Genomic DNA, 18,960 nt, shown 5'->3' with positions numbered 1-18,960 from the left:
TGCCGGCCAGGGCAGCAGACACGGCCGGCCGTCTCGTGCGACGGGCCAGCCGTGATGCGGAATCCGTGATCCAGCCCTATTCGGCCAGTTCCGCGAGTGTCGGAATCGACGGCTGCGCGCCCGCTCGCGTGACCGACAGCGCCGCCGCGCGTTGCGCGAAGCGGATGGCCGTGTCGACGTCCGCGCCGGCTGCGATCCGCGCGGAAAAGCCGCCGATGAAGGTATCGCCGGCTGCCGTCGTGTCGACGGCCTGCACGGTCGGGGCCGGATAATGCCGCGCGGTGCCGTCGGCCGTCAGCGCGAGCACGCCGCGCGCGCCGAGCGTGACCAGCACGTTACGCGCGCCGCCGGCCTGCAGCGCACGCGCGGCGGCTTCGGCACCGGCCGGATCGCGCACCGGCAGCGCGGTGAGCGCGGCCGCCTCGACTTCGTTCGGGATCAGGTAATCGACGAGCGGCAGCCAGCCGTCCGGCAGCGGCGCGACGGCCGGGGCCGGATTGAGCACCACCGTGCGGCCGAGCCGCCGGCCGGCCGACAGTGCCGCGAACACGGCATCGGGCGGCGTCTCGAGCTGGCAAATCAGCACGTCGGCCGACGCCAGCGCGGCTTCGTGCCGTGCGATCGTATCGGTCGTGACCTCGCCGTTGCCGCCCGCGACGATCACGATCGCGTTCTGGCTCGCATCGTCGACGACGATCAGCGCGACGCCGGTCGACGCCGACGCGCTCGTCGCGAGCCCCGTGCAGTCGATGCCCTCGGCTTCGAGGCCCACGCGCAATGCCGCGCCGTGCGCGTCCGCGCCGACGCAGCCGATCATCGCGACCTGCGCGCCGAGCCGCGCGGCGGCAACGGCCTGGTTGCCGCCCTTGCCGCCGGCCGCCTGCGCGAACGCGTGCCCGGCGAGCGTTTCGCCCGGCAGCGGCAGCCGCGGTGCCCGCACGACGAGATCCATGTTCAGGCTGCCGACCACCGTCACGCGGCCGGCGCCCGCAGCGGGCGCCGTCATGCGCGACCGCCTGAGCCGGCCGGCTCGCGGTAGATCGCCGTCGATTCGCGCAGCACGAGGCGCGGCGACACGACGCGACGGCGGCTCGGCACGGCCGTCGAGCCGCCGCCGATCCGCTCGATCAGCGTCTGCGCGGCCATTTCGCCGAGCGCGCGCACCGACTGGCCGACCGTCGACAGCGCAGGATACGTGTAGCGGGAAAATTCGATGTCGTCGAAACCGATGATCGAGCAGTCGTCGGGCACGCGCAGCCCGCGCTCGGCGGCCGCACGCAGCGCGCCGACGCCCATCAGGTCGTTGCCCGCGAAGATCGCGCTCGGCCGCACCGATTCGAACAGCCGCGACGCCGCGTGATAACCGCCGAGGCACGAAAAGTCGCTTTCCGCGATCGCGCCCGGCACGATGTCGACCCCGCGCTCGGCCATCGCGCGGATGAAGCCGTGCACGCGCATCGCGCTGACGGCCGTGTCGGTCGGCCCGGTGATGCAGCCGATCTTCGCGTGCCCAAGTTCGAGCAGGTGGCGCGTCGCCAGGTACGCGCCGCGTTCGTGGTCGATCTGCACGAGATCGGCCGCGAGCCCCTCGATGTTGCGGTCGACGACGACCAGCGGCGCATGCGTGTCCGCGAGCGTCTGCGCCAGCACCGCATCCTCGCCTGCCGATGCGACGATCAGCCCGTCGATGCGCTTTTCCTGCAGCACGCGCAGGTAGTTGCGCTGCTTCACGGGATCGTCGTCCGAGTTGCAGAAGAACACGCAATAGCCGTTGGCCGCGCACTGATCCTCGATGCCGCGCGCAAGCTCCGCGAAGTACGGATTCGTGCTGTTCGGCACGACGAGGCCGATGGTCGCCGTCGCCCGCGCCTTCAGCGAGCGCGCCACGGCCGATGGCACGTAGTTCAGCTCGCGGATTGCGCCCTCGACCTTCGCACGCACATCCGCGGACACCGGCCGCGAATTGTTCACCACGTGCGAGACGGTCGTAAACGACACGCCCGCCATGGCCGCCACATCCTTGATCGTCGCCATTTCCCGTTTCTCTCTGGTCTGTTCTGTCTGTCTTTCTACCGCGCGCGTGCGCGCCGGCTGCGATACGTATCGAGCACGACCGCCACCACGATCACCGCGCCGGTGATGATCCGTTTCGTCGGCTCGTTCGCGCCGATCTGCGCCAGCCCCGCGGCCAGCACGGAGATGATCAACACGCCGAAGAACGTGCTGATCACCGAGCCGCGCCCGCCCATCAGGCTCGTGCCGCCGATCACGACAGCCGCGATCACCTGCAGTTCGAGGCCCACGCCCGCGTTCGGATCGGCCGCCTCGAGCCGCGAAATCTGGAACAGCGATGCGAGCCCCGCGAGCGCGCCCATCAATGCGAATACGAGGATTTTATACGGCCGCGGGTTAACCCCGGCAAGTCGGACGGCTTCCTCGTTCGTGCCGATCCCGACGAGATAGCGTCCGAACACGGTGCGCGTGAGCACGAACTGGGCTGCGATCATCACCGCGACCGCGATCAGGAATGCCGGCGAGATGCCGAGCGCGATCGGGTTCGACAGGAAATCGAACGCGTCGCCGATATAGGCCGTGCGCGAATTCGTCAGCTGATAGGCGAGGCCGCGCGCGGCCTCCAGCACGCCGAGCGACACGATGAACGACGGGATCCGCCAGCCGACCGTGACCGCGCCCGTCAGCGCGCCGGTGGCGGTCGCGACCGCGATCCCGATCAGCGCGGCCGGCAGCGGCCCCCACTGCCATTTCAGCGCGGCGACGCTGACCATCGACGCGGCGAGCGCAAGCACCGAGCCGACCGACAGGTCGATCCCGGCGATGATCAGCACGAAGGTCATCCCGACCGACATCACGACGAGATCGGGAATCTGGTTCGCGATCGTGCTGAACGTGTCGTAGGTCAGGAAATGCGAACTCAGCGCCGAAAACAGCGCGATCATCGCGGCCAGCGCGCCGGCGAGCCCGAGATAGTTCGACAGGCCGAGCCGCGTGCCGGACAGCGTGCGCGCGCGGCGCCCCGTCACGTCCTGCTGCGCGCCTGCATCGGTCGGGGATACGGGAGGCTGGGTCATTGCGGTCGTCCTGTCGTCGAAGTGCCGGGAGCGGCGCCCTGCGCCGGTCCCGCGTCCGGATGCTGCGCGCCGCCCGGCGGCGTCTCGCGGCCGAAGCCGGCGAACGCCGCGGCCAGCAGCGCATCCTGGGTCCAGTTGCCGCGCTCGAACACGGCGGTCATGCGCCCGGCCGACATCACGCCGATCCGGTCGCAGATCAGCATCAGCTCGCGCAGGTCGCTCGACACGACGACGAGCGCGCGGCCTTCGCGCGCGAGCGCGCCCATCAAAGTGTAGATCTCGAATTTGGCGCCGACGTCGATCCCGCGCGTCGGTTCGTCGAACAGCAGCACGCCCATGTCGCGCGCGAGCCAGCGGCCGATCACGACCTTCTGCTGGTTGCCGCCCGACAGCTCGCCGACCGTCTGCGCGGCGCCGTGCGTGCGGATCCGCAGCGCGTCGATCTGCCGCTCGGCGAGCGCCGTTTCGCGCGCTGTGTCGACGATGCCGCCGCGCGCGAGCCGGTCGAGCTGGCCGAGCGACACGTTCGCGGTGACCGACTGCGACAGCAGCAGCCCTTCACCCTTGCGATCCTCGGTAATCAGTGCGATGCCATGCTTCACCGCATCGACCGGCGAACCGATCCGCGCCGGTTTCGGCGGCTGGCCGACCGCGATCATCCCGGCATCGGGCGTATCGGCGCCGTAGATCAGCCGCAGCAATTCGGTGCGCCCCGCGCCGATCAGCCCCGAGATGCCGAAGATCTCGCCCGCGCGCACCTCGAGCGACACGTCCCGCACGGCCGACCCGCGTGTGAGGCCCGACACGACAAGCCGCGGCGCGCCGATATGGCGTTCGCCGAGATCGATGTGCTCGCCGACCTCGCGCCCGACCATCAGCGTGACGAGCCGGTCGGACGTCGTCGCCGCCATGTCGCCCGCATGCACGAGCCGGCCGTCGCGCAGCACCGCGACGCGCTCGGCGACGCGCGCGAGTTCCTCGAGCCGATGCGAGATGTAGACGATCGCGACACCGCGCGCCTTCAGCCGGTCGATCTGCTCGAACAGCAGCGCGACTTCGCGTGCGGTCAGCATCGCGGTCGGTTCGTCGAGGATCAGCACGCGGCAGTCGCCGATCAGGTTGCGCGCGATTTCGACCATCTGTTGATGGCCGATGCCGAGCGCGCCGACGGGCGTATCGGGCTCGACCGTGTCGAGCCCGACCTGCGCCATCGCGGCGCGCGCGTCGTCGCGCAGCCGCGCGCGGTCGATGATCCCGAAGCGCCGCGGCAGGCGGTTCAGGAACAGGTTTTCGGCAACCGTCAGCGTCGGCAGCAGGTTCAGCTCCTGCATCACCATGCGCACGCCGAGCGCCTCGGCCTGCGTGCGGCTCGCCGGCGCATACGCTTGGCCGCCGAGCTGCATCGTGCCGGCGGTCGGTTCGACGAGCCCGCCGATGATCTTGGACAGCGTGCTCTTGCCGGCGCCGTTCTCGCCCGTCAACGCGAGCGCCTGGCCCGCCGCGAGCGTCAGCGTGACGTCGGCGAGCACGGGTTCGGCATAGGTCTTGCCGATGCCGGATACGGACAGCACCGGGGCGGCTGAACGGGAGGGTTGGAAGGTCGGTTCCATCGCGATCCTGGTTGCGGCCGCGCGCACGCGGCGCGCGGGTGTGACGCTCACTAGTGCATGTGCATGCCGTGGCCGTGATCGCGCTCACACCGGATAACGGCCGCCGCGCCCGATTCTTGAGGGCGGCGGCCGCACCGGCGCGGCGTCACTTCGTCACGAGATCCACCGGCGTCTCGACCACGCCGGACATGTCGGCCTGCTTGCGATGCTCGGCGATCGCCTTGAGCGCCGTGTCGATGCCGAACACGGCCTGCTTCGCCGCGTACTGATCGGCGGTCGCGAGCACGCGGCCGTCCTTCAGCATCGGCTTGATCGCGTTGATGTTGTCGTAGCCGACCACGGCCACCTTGCCCTGCTTGCCGGCCGCGCGCACGGCCGACACGGCGCCGATCGCCATGTTGTCGTTGCCGCACAGCAGCGCCTTCAGGTTCGGGTATTCGTTGAGCATCGCGGCAGCCACCGCATTGCCCTTGTCGATCTCCCATTCGCCGGACTGCACCGATACGACCTTCATCCCGCCCGCCTTCATCGCGTCCTCGAAGCCGGCCGTGCGCTGCTGCGCATTGGTCGTCGTCGACACGCCTTCGAGGATGCCGACCTGGTCGCCCGCCTTCAGCTTCTTCGCGAGGTAGTCGCCGATCTTGCGCGCGCCCTTGCGGTTGTCGGGGCCGACGAACGGCACGTTCAGGTTCTTCGACTTCAGCACGTCGGGATCGAGCCGGTTATCGATGTTCACGACGATGACACCCGCGTCGACGGCCTTCTTCACGACCGGCACGAGCGCCTTCGAATCGGCCGGCGCGAGCACGATCGCGTCGACCTTCGACACGATCATCTGCTCGACGATGCGGATCTGGTTCGCGGTGTCGGTCTCGTCCTTGATGCCATTGGTGATCAGGTCGAACTGATTCGCGTTGTGTTTCTGGTATTCCTTCGCGCCGGTTTCCATGGTCAGGAAGAACTCGTTGGCGAGCGACTTCATCACGAGCGCGACCTTCGGCTTGGCCGCAGATTGCGCGTGGACGGCCGGTGCGGCGGCGACCGCGACGGCGGCCAGCGCGGCGGTCAGGAAGCGACGGCGAAAGCGGACATTCATACACATCTCCTGGCGACTGGCCCGAAGGGCCGGACTGTTGTTTTAATGCAAGCAAACGTTTGCGCCACACTACCCGGGCAATGGCCATCGATGCTGCTGTCGGTACCACGGAATGGAAGCGAGGCAGACGGCCGACTGCCTGGCGCGTGCTGTTGTTTACGCGCCGCCGCCGGCTGGAAGCCGGCGGAGTGAAGGCTATGCTGTACCGATTCGCTTCGGCGCGCAACCTGTCTGATCAATATTTAAGGGTTTTTTCGGAGTGCGCGATCGTGCGTCGCGACGCGCAAAAGCCACACTTGCGCAGGCCGCCGCGCGTCACGCAGGGACCTGCGGCACCGGCTCGTCTTCATCGGCCGACGGCGGCTCGCCGAAGCGGTTCGCATGCGGCGTCCGGCAACGAAGCCGTTCATCACAAACTAAGCGATCGCGCCGACGATCGGCACGAAGTGCAGCAGCATCCACCACCCGACTTGTCGATGCCGTGCAACCGCTTCACGCCGACGGCAAGCGACGACCACACGGCGACGGCATATCCGCCGCTGCCCCGTGCATCGCCTCCGGCGAGCGCATGCCGCGCCGCCTGGGGCAACCGCCCGAACGGCGCGCGAAGCGCTGCCGTCAGATGGCTTCGCGCAACATCCCCGCGATTTCTGCTTCGTTCAGGTGCGGCGCGAACATCTCGATCAGCCGGTACGCATACGCGCGCAGGAACGCGCCCTTGCGCAGCCCGACCCGCGTCGTGCTCGCCTCGAACAGGTGCTGCGTATCGAGCGCGACGAGGCCCGTGTCGCGCTGCGGATCGTAAGCCATCGCCGCGACGACGCCGATCCCCATCCCGAGCTCGACATAGGTCTTGATCACGTCCGCGTCGATCGCGGTCAGCACGACGTCGGGCACGGCACCCGCCGCCGTGAACGCCTGGTCGATGTGCGAGCGGCCCGTGAAGTCCTGGTCGTACGTGATGATCGGGTACTCGGCGATTTCGTCGAGCGTCAGGTTCTCGCGGCCGACGAGCGGATGGCCCTTCGGCACGACGACCGTGTGGTGCCACGAATAGCACGGGAACGTGACGATGTCCGGATAGCGGTCGAGCGCCTCGGTCGAGATGCCGAGATCGGCCTCGCCGTTCAGGATCATCTGCGCGATCTGCTGCGGGCTGCCCTGACGCAGCGCGAGATGCACCTTCGGGAACACGTCGGTGAACTGCCGGATCACCTTCGGCAGCGCGTAGCGCGCCTGCGTGTGCGTGGTCGCGACGACGAGGTGGCCGCTGTCCTGGTCCGCGAACTGGCGTGCGACGCGGCGCAGGTTCTCGGCGTCGAGCAGCATCCGCTCGATCAACTGGTGCACGGCCTTGCCCGGCTCCGTGAGGCCCGTCAGCCGCTTGCCGCGCCGAATGAAGATGTCGACGCCCAGCTCATCCTCGAGATCCTTGATCTGTTTCGACACGCCCGACTGCGACGTGTACAGCACGTTCGCGACTTCCGTCAGGTTCATGTTCTGGCGCACCGCTTCGCGCACGAACCGCAATTGCTGAAAATTCATGGGTATGCCTCTTAGGCTGTCGTTGTTTGATGGTCGAATCGGAGCGAATTCCGCCCCCTGCCCTGCATGCTCGCTTCAACGCGCGGGAAACACGCGCACTGCGCGCGGCACGGCCGTCGCGCCGTCGCCGACCTGCAGCGAGAGCGCACGCCATGCATCGCGATCGAGTTCCGCCTCGAGTGCGCCGCCCGCGCGCGCCTCGAGCTCGACGCGCACCGAGCCGCCCAGCGGGATCACGCGGCGCACGTCCACGGCGATGCCGTCCCGGTGCCCTTCTCCTGCCGGCCAAAGCTGCAGGTCGTGCGGCCGCACGTATGCGTTCGCGGGGCCCGCGAAGTCGGCGTCCACCTCGATCGGCGCAGCAGCGCCCTCGGCGACGAAGCCGCGCCCGGCGACCGTGCCCGGCAGCCGGTTCGCCGCGCCGAGGAACTCGTACACGAACGCGCTCCGCGGATGATCGTAGACGTCCTGCGGGCTGCCGACCTGCTCGACGTGGCCGCGGTTCAGCACGACGATTCGATCGGCCACCTCCAGCGCCTCCTCCTGGTCGTGCGTGACGAAGATCGTCGAGATGTGCAGGTCGTCGTGCAGGCGGCGCAACCAGCCGCGCAGCTCCTTGCGGACCTTCGCGTCGAGCGCGCCGAACGGTTCGTCGAGCAGCAGCACCTTCGGCTCGACCGCGAGCGCACGGGCCAGCGCGATGCGCTGGCGCTGGCCGCCCGACAGCTCGGACGGATAGCGCTGCGCGAGCCAGTCGAGCTGCACGAGCTTCAGCAGCTCGTGCACCTTGTCGCGAATCGCGGCTTCCGACGGCCGCTCGCGGCGCGGCTTCACGCGCAGCCCGAACGCGACGTTCTCGAACACCGTCATGTGGCGGAACAGCGCGTAATGCTGGAACACGAAACCGACCTGACGGTCGCGCGCGCCGACCGACGCGACGTCGAGCCCCTGCAGCACGACCTGGCCGGCGTCCGCGTGCTCGAGGCCCGCGATCACGCGCAGCAGCGTGGTCTTGCCGCAGCCGGACGGCCCGAGCAGCGCGACCAGCTCGCCGGGCGGGAAGTCGAGCGACACGTTGTCGAGCGCCGTGAAATCGCCGAAGCGCTTCTGAAGGTTACGGACGGTGATACCCATTCTGGTTGCCTCTTTACGATTTCGACGAAACGGCGGCGACAGGGCCGGCATGTACGGGAACGGCGTCGCGCGCGCCGGCCAGTTCGGCGGCGAGATGACGCTCGGCGAGCAGCTTCAGCGCGAGCGTGACGAGCGCGAGCAGCGCCAGCACCGACGCTACCGCGAACGCCGCCGCGAAGTTGTATTCGTTGTACAGGATCTCGACGTGCAGCGGCATCGTGTCGGTCACGCCGCGGATGTGGCCCGACACGACCGACACCGCGCCGAATTCGCCCATCGCGCGCGCGTTGCACAGGATCACGCCGTACAGCAGGCCCCACCTCACGTTCGGCAGCGTCACGCGGCGGAAGATCTGCCAGCCCGACGCGCCGAGCACGCGCGCGGCTTCTTCCTCGTCGGTGCCCTGCGCCTGCATCAGCGGAATCAGCTCGCGCGCGACGAACGGGAACGTGACGAAGATCGTCGCGAGCACGATGCCCGGCACCGCGAAGATGATCTGCACGTCGTGATCCTGCAGCCACGGCCCGAGCCAGCCCTGCGCGCCGAACAGCAGCACGTACACGAGGCCCGAGATCACCGGCGACACGGAGAACGGCAGGTCGATCAGCGTCGTCAGCAGCGCCTTGCCGCGGAATTCGAACTTCGCGATCGCCCACGATGCGCACACGCCGAATACGAGATTCAGCGGCACGGCGATCGCGGCGACGATCAGCGTGAGCTTGATCGCCGCCCATGCGTCGGGATCGGCCAGCGATTCGAGATAGAAGCCGACGCCCTTTCTCAGCGCCTCGACGAACACCGCGGCGAGCGGCACGACGAGGAAGAACGCGAGGAACACCAGCGCGATACCCGTGAGCAGCCAGCGCACGACGCGCGACTCGCTGACGGGGTCGAGCCGGTTCGCGGCGCGTCCTTGCGCGGCCGACGACGGGGTTTTCAGCACGACGGTGGCCTTCTGGCTCATTGCTGGCCTCCTGCCGCGGTTGCGGCGACGGTCGCGGGCGCGGGGCCGCTTGCGCCCTTGCCGGACGAGCCGCGGCTCGTCCGGCGCTGCAAATACCATTGCAGCGTGTTGATCAGCAGCAGCATCAGGAACGACACGACCAGCATCACGACCGCGAGCGCGGTCGCGCCCGCGTAGTCGTATTGCTCGAGCTTCGTGATGATGAGCAGCGACGTGATCTCGGATTTCATCGGCACGTTGCCGGCGATGAAGATCACCGACCCGTATTCGCCGAGCGCGCGCGCGAACGCCAGCGCGAAACCGGTCAAGAGCGCCGGCAGCACGGCCGGCAGCACGACGCGGCGGAACGTCAGCCAGCGCGATGCGCCGAGGCATGCGGCGGCCTCTTCCTGCTCGCGCTCGAAATCCTCGAGCACCGGCTGCACGGTGCGCACGACGAACGGCAGCCCGATGAAGGTCAGCGCGACCAGCACGCCGGCCGGCGTGAACGCGATCTTGATGCCGAGCGGCGCGAGATACTGGCCGACCCAGCCGTTGGTCGCGTAAACGGCCGCAAGCGAGATGCCGGCGACCGACGTCGGCAGCGCGAACGGCAGGTCGACGATCGCATCGACGAGGCGCTTGAACGGGAACGTGTAGCGCACGAGCACCCACGCGACGAGGAAGCCGAACACGGCGTTGATCAGCGCGCCGCCGAGCGCGGCCGAGAACGTCAGCCGGTACGACGCGAGCACGCGCGGCGACGTGACGGCGGTGACGAACTGGCCCCACGACAGCGTCGCGGTTTTCAGGAACGTGGCGGCGAGCGGAATCAGCACCACGAGGCTCAAATAGGCCACCGTGATGCCTAGCGTCACGCCGAAACCGGGCAGCGCGCTCGGCTTGCGAAAGGTGTACGTCGTCATCGGATGCTCTTGCTGGATCGATGCTGCTCATGGGCCCGACGCAAACGCCGGCGCGATGAATTGCGCCGGCGGCCCGTCGGGGATGCGGCGCGCTGTCGTGGCGCGCCGCTGTCGTTATGGCGTTACTGCGGCTTGTAGATCGAGTCGAACACGCCGCCGTCCGCGAAATGCGTCTTCTGCGCATTCGTCCAGCCGCCGAACGTGTCGTCGACCGTGTACAGCTTCAGCTTCGGGAACTGCTTCGTCAGTTCCGCCGGCACGCTCTTCGAACGCGGCCGGTAATAGTTGCGCGCCGCGATCTCCTGGCCCTGCGGGCTGTACAGGAAGTTCAGGTACGCGTCGGCCAGCTTGCGCGTGCCCTTCTTGTCGACCACCTTGTCGACCACCGCGACGGGCGGCTCGGCCAGGATGCTCACCGACGGCACGACGATCTCGAACTTGTCGGTACCGAATTCCTTGACCGACAGGAATGCCTCGTTTTCCCATGCGATCAGCACGTCGCCGATCCCGCGCTGCACGAAGCTCGTGGTCGCGCCGCGCGCGCCCGAATCGAGCACGCCCGCGTTCTTGTAGAGCTTCGTGACGAACTCCTTCGCCGTCTGCTCGTTGCCGCCCGGCTTGTGCACCGCATACGCCCACGCGGCCAGGTAGTTCCAGCGCGCGCCGCCCGACGTCTTCGGGTTCGGCGTGACGATCGAGATGCCCGGCTTGGTCAGGTCGTCCCAGTCCTTGATCCCCTTCGGATTGCCCTTGCGCACGAGGAACACGATCGTCGACGTGTACGGCGACGCGTTGTCGGGCAGGCGTTTCTGCCAGTCCTTGTTGACGAGCCCCTTGTTCGCGAGCGCGTCGATGTCGTACGCGAGCGCCAGCGTGACGACGTCGGCCTGCAGGCCGTCGAGCACCGAGCGCGCCTGTGCGCCCGAGCCGCCGTGCGACTGCTTGAAGTTGACCGTCTCGCCCGTCTTCGCCTTCCACTCCTTGCCGAACGCCTGGTTGAAGTCCTGATACAGCTCGCGCGTCGGGTCGTACGACACGTTCAGGAAGGTCGTATCGGCCTGGGCGTGTGTCGCGACGCCCAGCGCCGCCGCCGCGCCCAGCGCGAGTGTTGCGATCAGGCGGCCCATTCCGCCCGCCAGCCCCGTATTGCGCTTCGCCATCCTTGGTTCTCCAGTGTTGTCGGTATTGCGATGTCGGGCCAGTCTAGCGAACGGCTTACATGATTAAAAATAATCGTTCCTCATTTTTTAATACTCAAAAGTGCTAACGCATACGGGATGGACGGTTGCGGCAGATGAACCGGCGTCCGGACGTCGCGAAATCGCGCCGGAACCGGCGCGATCGCGTCGAACCTCAAGTAACGCTTGAAATTCGCGAAGTACTGTATAAAAATACAGCTCACTGTCTATCCATACAGTTGAGCCATGACCAAACTCACCGCCCGTCAGCAGCAAGTGTTCGACTTGATCCGTCGCGCGATCGAGCGCTCCGGATTCCCGCCCACCCGTGCCGAGATCGCGGCCGAACTGGGCTTCAGCTCGCCGAATGCAGCCGAGGAGCACCTGCGCGCATTGGCGCGCAAGGGCGTGATCGAGCTGGCCGCCGGCGCATCGCGCGGCATCCGCCTGCTCGGCATCGACGACGCCCCGCACCAGTTCACGCTGCCGCACGCCGGCCTGATGCAACTGTCGCTGCCGCTCGTCGGCCGCGTCGCGGCCGGTAGCCCGATCCTCGCGCAGGAGCACATCTCGCAGCATTACGCGTGCGATCCCGCGCTGTTCTCCAGCAAGCCCGACTACCTGCTGAAGGTGCGCGGCCTGTCGATGCGCGACGCCGGCATTCTCGACGGCGACCTCCTCGCCGTGCAGAAGCGCACGGAAGCGAAGGACGGCCAGATCATCGTCGCGCGTCTCGGCGACGACGTCACGGTCAAGCGCCTGATGCGCCGGCCGGGCGGTCTCGAGCTGATCGCGGAGAACCCGGATTACGAAAACATCTTCGTCAAGGCCGGCAGCGCGGAATTCGCGCTGGAAGGCATCGCCGTCGGGCTGATCCGCTCGGGCGAACTCTGACATTCCGTCTCGCTGAGGAGAACATCATGGAACGCCTTGCCCGTCTGCTGCCTTTCCGTCAATTCGGTCGCCTGCGTCATCTGCGCGGCCGCACGCCTTGCGCACCGCTGTCCGCGGCAGCGCCTGTGAAAGAAGAAGTCGCAGTCGAACGGCAGGCGTCCCTGCTGCCGTCGGCGCTCCCCGCTTTCGCGCGGGTATCGCTGAATGCCGGCCTGAATCATGCGGAACCCGCGCGCCGCGCGCCGGTGCGCGTCTATCACGGCCGGTCGCGCCTGATCATGGTCGGCACGATCGATGCCGTGTGCCGGATGATCGATCGCTGCATCGCGGAGGAACGATCGGCCGCGCAAAGCGGTCTCTGATTGCGGAACATTCCCGCACCGGAGGAAACGTGACTGGATCTTCGGGCCGCACATGGCGGCTCAAGTCCCTGCTGATCGCCGTACTGGCCGTCGCCGTCATTGCGGCGATCGGTTATGCATACGCATCGCCATACGTCGCGCTCGGTCGCCTGAAATCGGCGATCGATTCGCGCGATGCGCAGGCCATCAGTGAATATGTCGATTTTCCGTCGCTGCGCATCAGCCTGAAGCAGCAGGTCACGGAAGAGTTGATGCGCCGGATCGACGCGGTGAAGAAGGAGAATCCGCTCGCGGTGATCGGGGCGCTGATCGGGTCCGCACTGATCGGCCCGATGGTCGATGCGTACGCGACCCCGGAGGGCGTGGCCGCGCTGATGAGCGGATTGCCGCCGCGCGGCAATCCGGGCGAGCGTCCGCCCGAATGGTCGAATCTGCCGCAAGGCAATGCACCGGCCGACACGCCGGCCGCACCGCCGGTCAATCCGGCTCCGGCAAGTGCAGCTGTTCCAGCCAGTAACGCGGCCGCTACGGCTGCGTCATCGCCGGCACCGGCATCTGCCGCGCCGGCCAGCGCGAACGATGCAACGCACACGCCGCATCAGCAGCAAACCAGTGCCGGCTACCGGAATGTCGATGAATTCGTCGTGACCTACCAGCGCAGCGCCGATGGCACACGCTATGCGGCAGTATTCCACCGCTTCGGGCTGTTTTCGTGGAAGTTGTCCGCGATCGACCTGCACGCGTAGCCGGTCGCGCGCGACGCCCGCGCCGCGGATGCAGTGCGGCGCCTGACCGGTGCGAATCGCCGGTCAGGCGACCATTGCGTCATTGGATCATTTGCCGCTCGCCGTGGCCGCTTCACGCTCGCGCGCGATTTCGGCCTTCTGCTCCTCCGCCGACGAACACGCAACCAGAATGCTGCAGTTCACGCGATCGAGCAGTTGCGTATTGCCCGACCCCATCCACCATCTCGATAGCCCGCTGCGGCACCGGTGGCCGACGACGACGAGGTCGACCTTCAGCTCCGACGCGAGATTCGCGATTTCGTCGATCGGATAGCCGAACGCGAAATGGCCTTCGGCCTGCACGCCGCGCTCGCGCAGCCAGTTCACGCCTTCCTGCAGGATTTCGCGCGCGGTTTCCTCGAAGCGGCCGCACGCGACGTCGGTCAGCAAACCCGCGCTTTGTGCAATGCTCGAACGCATGTCGACGACCGACAGCAAGTGCGTTTCGGCCTTCAGGTCCATTGCGAGATTGGCGCCGCAACGCAGTGCCTTGCGCCCTTCGAGCGAGCCGTCGTAACACAGCAAAATCTTGTTGTAGCTAGCCATGAAACCTCCCTATCGCGACAACGAGCCTACGCATTCATCATGGTGCGCCGCAATTCAGGACGCAAGGGATGGAAAACGCTGATTCGCCCCGCTCGGCGCGTGCGCGATGATGCGGTGCACGATCGGTGCACACTTGCATCGCACCGTGCAGGCCTGCCCTGAAGAGACGCAGCCGATGCACTAGAATGGCTCGTTCGTATTCCAGCAGGCCATAACGTGCCGGCGTTGCGCGCTTCGGTCATGCCCCTGTGACCCGCATTCGTCCGATCCGTTCGCCAACCGGCCACGCATCGGGCGGCGGAACGCACCCGCTTACAACGACAACATGCCCATGTCCGTCGCACCGATCGATCTCCGCAACGTCGAAAAGCGCTATGGCGACAAACTCGTCGTCAACGGCCTGTCCTTCAACGTACAGGCCGGCGAATGCTACGGCCTGCTCGGGCCGAACGGCGCCGGCAAGACCACTACGCTGAAGATGTTGCTCGGCCTCGCGTATCCCGATGCGGGCACCATTTCGCTGTGCGGCGAACCTGTTCCATCGCGAGCGCGGCATGCGCGCCAGCGTGTCGGCGTCGTCCCGCAGTTCGACAATCTCGACCCCGACTTCACCGTGCGCGAGAACCTGCTCGTGTTCAGCCGCTATTTCGGGATGTCGGCTCACGCTGCGCGCGCGCTCGTGCAGCCGCTGCTCGAATTCGCGAAGCTCGAGAACAAGGCCGACGCGAAGGTCGGCGAGCTGTCGGGCGGCATGAAGCGCCGCCTCACGCTCGCCCGCGCGCTCGTCAACGATCCCGACGTGCTGGTGCTCGACGAGCCGACGACGGGCCTCGATCCGCAGGCGCGGCACCTGATGTGGGAGCGGCTGCGCTCGCTGCTCGCGCGCGGCAAGACGATCCTGATCACCACGCATTTCATGGAAGAAGCCGAACGCCTGTGCGACCGCCTGTGCGTGATCGAGGAAGGCCGCAAGATTGCCGAAGGCGCGCCGCATGCGCTGATCGAATCGGAGATCGGCTGCGACGTGATCGAAATCTACGGGCCCGACCCGGCCGCGCTGCGCGACGAGTTATCGGCGTTCGCGAAGCGCACCGAGATCAGCGGCGAGACGCTGTTCTGCTACGTGAGCGACCCGGAGCCGCTCAGCGCACGACTCAAGGGTCGCTCTGGGTTGCGCTATCTGCATCGCCCGGCCAATCTGGAGGATGTATTCCTGCGACTCACGGGCCGCGAAATGCAGGACTGATCGACCATGGACGTCCGCAACTATTCCGCCACCGCACCTTCGGCACCGCCGCGCGAATCACGCTTCGCGATCGCGATGCCGGCGAACGCAACCAACTGGGTCGCCGTATGGCGGCGCAACTATCTCGTCTGGCGCAAGCTCGCGCTCGCGTCGATGTTCGGCAATCTTGCCGATCCGATGATCTATCTGTTCGGGCTCGGTTTCGGGCTCGGCCTGATGCTCGGCCATGTCGACGGTGTGTCGTATATCGCGTTCCTCGCAGCCGGCACGGCCGGGTCGAGCGTGATGATGTCCGCGAGCTTCGAATCGATGTATTCGGGCTTCTCGCGGATGCACGTGCAGCGCACCTGGGAAGCGATCATGCATACGCCGCTCGCGCTCGGCGACATCGTGCTCGGCGAGATCGTCTGGGGAGCCAGCAAGGCCATGCTGTCGGGGGCTGCGATCATGCTCGTCGCGGGTGCGCTCGGCTATGCGCAGTTTCCGTCGATGCTCGCGGCACTGCCCGTGATCGCGCTCGCGGGCCTCGCGTTTGCCAGCGTCGCGATGATCGTCACGGCGCTCGCGCCGTCCTACGATTTCTTCATGTTCTATCAGACGCTCGTGCTGACGCCGATGCTGCTGCTGTCGGGCGTGTTTTTCCCGATCACGCAGTTGCCGCCGGTCGCGCAGCACGCCGCGCATGCGCTGCCGCTCGCGAACGCGGTCGAGCTGATCCGGCCCGCGATGCTCGGCCGGCCCGCGACGGACGTCGCGTTGCACGTTGCGGTGCTCGCCGGCTATGCGGTCGGCGGATTCCTGCTGTCCGCGTGGCTGTTCCGGCGGCGGATGATGCGCTGACGGCCGGCGCGCGCAGCGCCGGCTTCATGCGGCGACGTTACTCGTCGTCGTCGCTCCACGGAATCTCGACGTCGGTCAGGAACGCGACGGTCGCGAGCGGGCCGCCTTCCTGGCGGCCGAGCTTGCCGTCCGCGCGATGCCATTCGACGCGGAACTGCGTGCCCGGATCGTCGGCGATCAGATAGACCGAGCGCAGCTCTTCCTTGTCGGCTTCATCCACCGGGCCGTCGAACGACACCAGCATCTTCTGCGGCCACACCCCGTTGACGGGATCGTAAATGCGGTCGCCCTGCGGAATGTCGATGCTGGCGTCGACGCCGATCGTTGCGGAGGCCTCGATGATCATCGTGCCGAGTGCGTTCAGCACGGCAGTCGCCCGCGCGGAATTGGCCTGGCGGATCGCGAGATCGCCGCGCGTCAGCGCCTTTTCGAGTCGAGGATGAATCTTCGGTTGGGTCATGCGTTTTCCTGTTTGCTTCTTGTAAAGGGCGCCGCACGCGTGAAGCCGCGGCGCCGGATGAATACGACGATCGCGCCCGCCCGGCGCGCCGCTCGCGCGCGTCAGAACCCGAACGCGATCGCGAGCAAGCCGCTCACGATCCCGAACACGACGACGAGGGTCGCGACGATCGCCAGCATGTAGGGCTTGAACGAACGCGCGAGCATCGCGAGCGACGGCACGCTGATCGGCGGCAGCGTCAGCAGCAGCGCAGCGGCCGGGCCGACGCCCATGCCGAGCGACAGCATCGCCTGGATGATCGGCACCTCGCCCGCCGTCGGGATCACGAACAGCATGCCCGCGACCGCGAACGCGACGATCCAGCCGAGATGATTGCCGATGTCCGGGCCGATATGCGGGAACAGCCATGCGCGCGCGGCGCCGAGCAGCAGCACGAGCACGATGTATTCGGGCACGAGTCGCACGGCCATGCGGGCAAGCAGCTTCATCCAGCGGACGAACGGATTGCCGGCCGCGGCCTGTTCGGCCGCCAGCGCGGCGAGCTGCGCATCGTCGATGCTGCGGTCTTCAGGGCGAGCGATGCGGTTCAGCAGATAACCGATCCCGAACACCATTGCAATGCCGAGCACGAGGCGCAGCGCGCTCCAGTGCCAGCCGAGCACGAAGCCCATGAAGACCAGCGCCGCCGGGTTCAGCACCGTGTTGCCGAGCCAGAACGCGACCGCGCCGCCCGGCGACGCATGCCGTGCACGCAGCCCCGCGACGACCGGCGCCGCGCAGCACGTGCACATCATCCCGGGCAGCGACAGCAGGCCGCCCGCGGCGACGCTGCCGAAGCCCGTGCGGCCAAGCACGCGCGCGACCCAGTGCGCGGGCAGCAGCGCCTGCACGGCCGAACCGAGCAGCAGGCCCAGTACCATCGCCTGCCAGATCGCCTTGCCGTACGCCCACGCGTAGTCGAGCGCAGCCTTCAGCGACGGCTCGGGTGCGGCCGCCGACGTGCCCATCAGGATCGACTGGCCGATCGAATGGTGCTCGGCGGCAACGAACGCCTTGTTGTAGTACGGGAACCATTTCACATAGAACAGTCCCGCGACCGCGATCAGCAGGAAGGTCATCCAGCCGACGGCCGGATTGGGTTGGGTGCGTGTGGTCGTCATCGTGTAGTCGTCGATTGGTCTTTATCGGTTTCGGGTTTCGCGCCTGCCGCAAGCGCGGCCGACGCCGGCAGCCCGGCCTGCGCGAGTTGGGCCAGCAGCGCGCTTGCCTGATCGCGCACGTCGGCCGCGTTGGGCCGGAAAGCGAACGTCAGCGCCCGGTTCGGCTTGCCGTACGCCGCGCGGTAGGTGCGCGCATAGGCGGGATCGTAATGCTTGTCGATCAGCAAGGTGAACAGTTCGGCCCGCGCGTTCGCATCGATCAGCGCGTTCCAGTGCGCGACCTCTTCGCGGCTGTGCAGGCCGATCAGCCGATGGAGCTGCGCCTTGAACGCGGCCGGCTCGTCGAACAGGTGGCCGTAATCGTCGAGCAGGAACGCGATGCGCTCGTCGTGCGCCGCTTCGACCTGCACCCACGGCCCCGCGTGAAACGCGTCGATCAGCGCGATCGGCAACTGCACGAGCCCGATCCTGCGGCTTTCCGACTCGACGAACACCGGCCATTCGGGGTCGAAACGCCCGAGCGTTTCGACGAGCCCCGAATCGAACCCCTTCTGCGACGGCTGCGGCGTGCCCGGCAGCGCGCCGAGCAGCGAGCCGCGATGGCACGCGAGCGCCTCGAGATCGAGCGTCTGCGCGCCCGCGTCGCGCAGCGCGTTCAGCAGGCGCGTCTTGCCGCAGCCCGTGTGGCCGACGAGCGCGATATAGCGAAAGCGCGTCGGCAGCGTGTCGAGCGTCGCGCATACCGAGCGGCGGTACGCCTTGTACCCGCCGTCGAGCTGGCGCGCCTGCCAGCCGATCAGGTTGAACCAGGCCGTCATCGAGCCGGAGCGCTTGCCGCCGCGCCAGCAATAGATCAGCGGCCGCCAGTTGCGCGGACGGTCGGCGAACGTCGTGTCGAGATGGCGCGCAATGTTGCGCGCGACCATCGCCGCGCCGACGCGGGTCGCCTCGTACGGCGACACCTGGCGGTACATCGTGCCGACGAGCACGCGCTCTTCGTTGCTGAGCACGGGCGCGTTCAGCGCGCCGGGAATATGGTCCTCGGCGAACTCGAGCGGCGTGCGCACGTCGATGATCTCGTCGAACTCGCCGGCGCGATCGAGGGTGACAATCAGGTTCTTCAATTTGGCGTCGAACAGGGGCGAT

19 protein-coding genes are annotated in these 18,960 nt (G+C 67.6%); 5 read left to right on the top strand and 14 right to left on the bottom strand.

Annotation, left to right across the window (positions count from 1 at the left end):
* Nucleotides 1–76: 76 nt before the first annotated feature.
* The 10 genes from rbsK to AC3WLY_RS32615 form a co-directional block, all read right to left on the bottom strand.
* Nucleotides 77–1,006 (bottom strand): ribokinase, encoded by a 930-nt coding sequence (gene rbsK / locus AC3WLY_RS32660; protein WP_492309080.1) that lies wholly within the window; start codon nucleotides 1,004–1,006, stop codon nucleotides 77–79.
* Nucleotides 1,003–2,034 carry a LacI family DNA-binding transcriptional regulator gene (locus AC3WLY_RS32655; RefSeq protein ID WP_175961486.1) on the bottom strand — a complete coding sequence of 344 codons (1,032 nt, stop codon included), beginning with the start codon at nucleotides 2,032–2,034 and terminating at the stop codon, nucleotides 1,003–1,005. The genes rbsK and AC3WLY_RS32655 overlap by 4 nt, the downstream gene beginning before the upstream one ends.
* Before the next feature lie 35 nt (nucleotides 2,035–2,069).
* Nucleotides 2,070–3,089 (bottom strand): ABC transporter permease, encoded by a 1,020-nt coding sequence (locus tag AC3WLY_RS32650; protein ID WP_175961487.1) that lies wholly within the window; start codon nucleotides 3,087–3,089, stop codon nucleotides 2,070–2,072.
* Nucleotides 3,086–4,699 carry a sugar ABC transporter ATP-binding protein gene (locus tag AC3WLY_RS32645; protein ID WP_492309081.1) on the bottom strand — a complete coding sequence of 538 codons (1,614 nt, stop codon included), beginning with the start codon at nucleotides 4,697–4,699 and terminating at the stop codon, nucleotides 3,086–3,088. The genes AC3WLY_RS32650 and AC3WLY_RS32645 overlap by 4 nt, the downstream gene beginning before the upstream one ends.
* 145 nt (nucleotides 4,700–4,844) lie before the next feature.
* Nucleotides 4,845–5,795, bottom strand: coding sequence for a sugar ABC transporter substrate-binding protein (locus AC3WLY_RS32640; RefSeq protein ID WP_175961489.1), 951 nt, complete (start codon nucleotides 5,793–5,795; stop codon nucleotides 4,845–4,847).
* A gap of 618 nt (nucleotides 5,796–6,413) precedes the next feature.
* Nucleotides 6,414–7,340 (bottom strand): CysB family HTH-type transcriptional regulator, encoded by a 927-nt coding sequence (locus AC3WLY_RS32635; protein WP_425130559.1) that lies wholly within the window; start codon nucleotides 7,338–7,340, stop codon nucleotides 6,414–6,416.
* 75 nt (nucleotides 7,341–7,415) lie between these two features.
* Nucleotides 7,416–8,474, bottom strand: coding sequence for a sulfate/molybdate ABC transporter ATP-binding protein (locus AC3WLY_RS32630; protein WP_175961491.1), 1,059 nt, complete (start codon nucleotides 8,472–8,474; stop codon nucleotides 7,416–7,418).
* A 13-nt stretch (nucleotides 8,475–8,487) separates the two neighbouring features.
* The gene (gene cysW / locus AC3WLY_RS32625) at nucleotides 8,488–9,438 is read right to left on the bottom strand and encodes a sulfate ABC transporter permease subunit CysW (RefSeq protein WP_175961492.1); all 951 of its coding nucleotides are present in this window, start codon (nucleotides 9,436–9,438) and stop codon (nucleotides 8,488–8,490) included.
* A complete protein-coding gene (cysT, locus tag AC3WLY_RS32620; protein WP_175961493.1) occupies nucleotides 9,435–10,343 on the bottom strand; it encodes a sulfate ABC transporter permease subunit CysT in 909 nt (302 codons plus the stop codon). Before cysT ends, cysW begins: the two co-directional genes overlap by 4 nt.
* A gap of 122 nt (nucleotides 10,344–10,465) precedes the next feature.
* Entirely contained in the window at nucleotides 10,466–11,503 is a 1,038-nt protein-coding gene (locus AC3WLY_RS32615; RefSeq protein WP_175961494.1) for a sulfate ABC transporter substrate-binding protein, read from the bottom strand.
* 264 nt (nucleotides 11,504–11,767) lie between these two features.
* Between AC3WLY_RS32615 and lexA the strand changes: the two genes are divergently transcribed.
* The 3 genes from lexA to AC3WLY_RS32600 are packed head-to-tail and all read left to right on the top strand — an operon-like array spanning nucleotide 11,768 to nucleotide 13,523.
* Entirely contained in the window at nucleotides 11,768–12,415 is a 648-nt protein-coding gene (gene lexA, locus AC3WLY_RS32610) for a transcriptional repressor LexA (protein ID WP_009689103.1), read from the top strand.
* 26 nt (nucleotides 12,416–12,441) lie between these two features.
* Nucleotides 12,442–12,777 carry a hypothetical protein gene (locus AC3WLY_RS32605; protein WP_175961495.1) on the top strand — a complete coding sequence of 112 codons (336 nt, stop codon included), beginning with the start codon at nucleotides 12,442–12,444 and terminating at the stop codon, nucleotides 12,775–12,777.
* A gap of 29 nt (nucleotides 12,778–12,806) precedes the next feature.
* A complete protein-coding gene (locus tag AC3WLY_RS32600) occupies nucleotides 12,807–13,523 on the top strand; it encodes a DUF2939 domain-containing protein (protein ID WP_425130560.1) in 717 nt (238 codons plus the stop codon).
* Nucleotides 13,524–13,610: 87 nt separating this feature from the next.
* Here AC3WLY_RS32600 and AC3WLY_RS32595 read toward each other — a convergent pair whose 3' ends face one another.
* The gene (locus tag AC3WLY_RS32595; protein ID WP_034184109.1) at nucleotides 13,611–14,108 is read right to left on the bottom strand and encodes a universal stress protein; all 498 of its coding nucleotides are present in this window, start codon (nucleotides 14,106–14,108) and stop codon (nucleotides 13,611–13,613) included.
* A 331-nt stretch (nucleotides 14,109–14,439) separates the two neighbouring features.
* Between AC3WLY_RS32595 and nodI the strand changes: the two genes are divergently transcribed.
* Both nodI and AC3WLY_RS32585 read left to right on the top strand, forming a co-directional pair.
* Nucleotides 14,440–15,354, top strand: a complete 915-nt coding sequence (nodI, locus tag AC3WLY_RS32590) for a nodulation factor ABC transporter ATP-binding protein NodI (protein ID WP_425130561.1) — start codon at nucleotides 14,440–14,442, stop codon at nucleotides 15,352–15,354.
* A gap of 6 nt (nucleotides 15,355–15,360) precedes the next feature.
* The gene (locus tag AC3WLY_RS32585; RefSeq protein ID WP_034184108.1) at nucleotides 15,361–16,194 is read left to right on the top strand and encodes an ABC transporter permease; all 834 of its coding nucleotides are present in this window, start codon (nucleotides 15,361–15,363) and stop codon (nucleotides 16,192–16,194) included.
* Between the two features lie 37 nt (nucleotides 16,195–16,231).
* On the opposite strand, the gene AC3WLY_RS32580 is transcribed toward AC3WLY_RS32585, so the two are convergent.
* From AC3WLY_RS32580 to mnmH, 3 genes are all read right to left on the bottom strand, one after another.
* The gene (locus AC3WLY_RS32580) at nucleotides 16,232–16,654 is read right to left on the bottom strand and encodes a hypothetical protein (protein ID WP_175961498.1); all 423 of its coding nucleotides are present in this window, start codon (nucleotides 16,652–16,654) and stop codon (nucleotides 16,232–16,234) included.
* A gap of 101 nt (nucleotides 16,655–16,755) precedes the next feature.
* Nucleotides 16,756–17,814, bottom strand: a complete 1,059-nt coding sequence (locus AC3WLY_RS32575) for a permease (protein WP_175961499.1) — start codon at nucleotides 17,812–17,814, stop codon at nucleotides 16,756–16,758.
* Nucleotides 17,811–18,938 carry a tRNA 2-selenouridine(34) synthase MnmH gene (mnmH, locus tag AC3WLY_RS32570; protein ID WP_175961500.1) on the bottom strand — a complete coding sequence of 376 codons (1,128 nt, stop codon included), beginning with the start codon at nucleotides 18,936–18,938 and terminating at the stop codon, nucleotides 17,811–17,813. Before mnmH ends, AC3WLY_RS32575 begins: the two co-directional genes overlap by 4 nt.
* Nucleotides 18,939–18,960: the final 22 nt, after the last annotated feature.

The sequence above is a fragment of the Burkholderia sp. FW306-1C-G01B genome (assembly GCF_058781685.1).
This window is presented reverse-complemented; position numbering and strand designations above follow the sequence as displayed.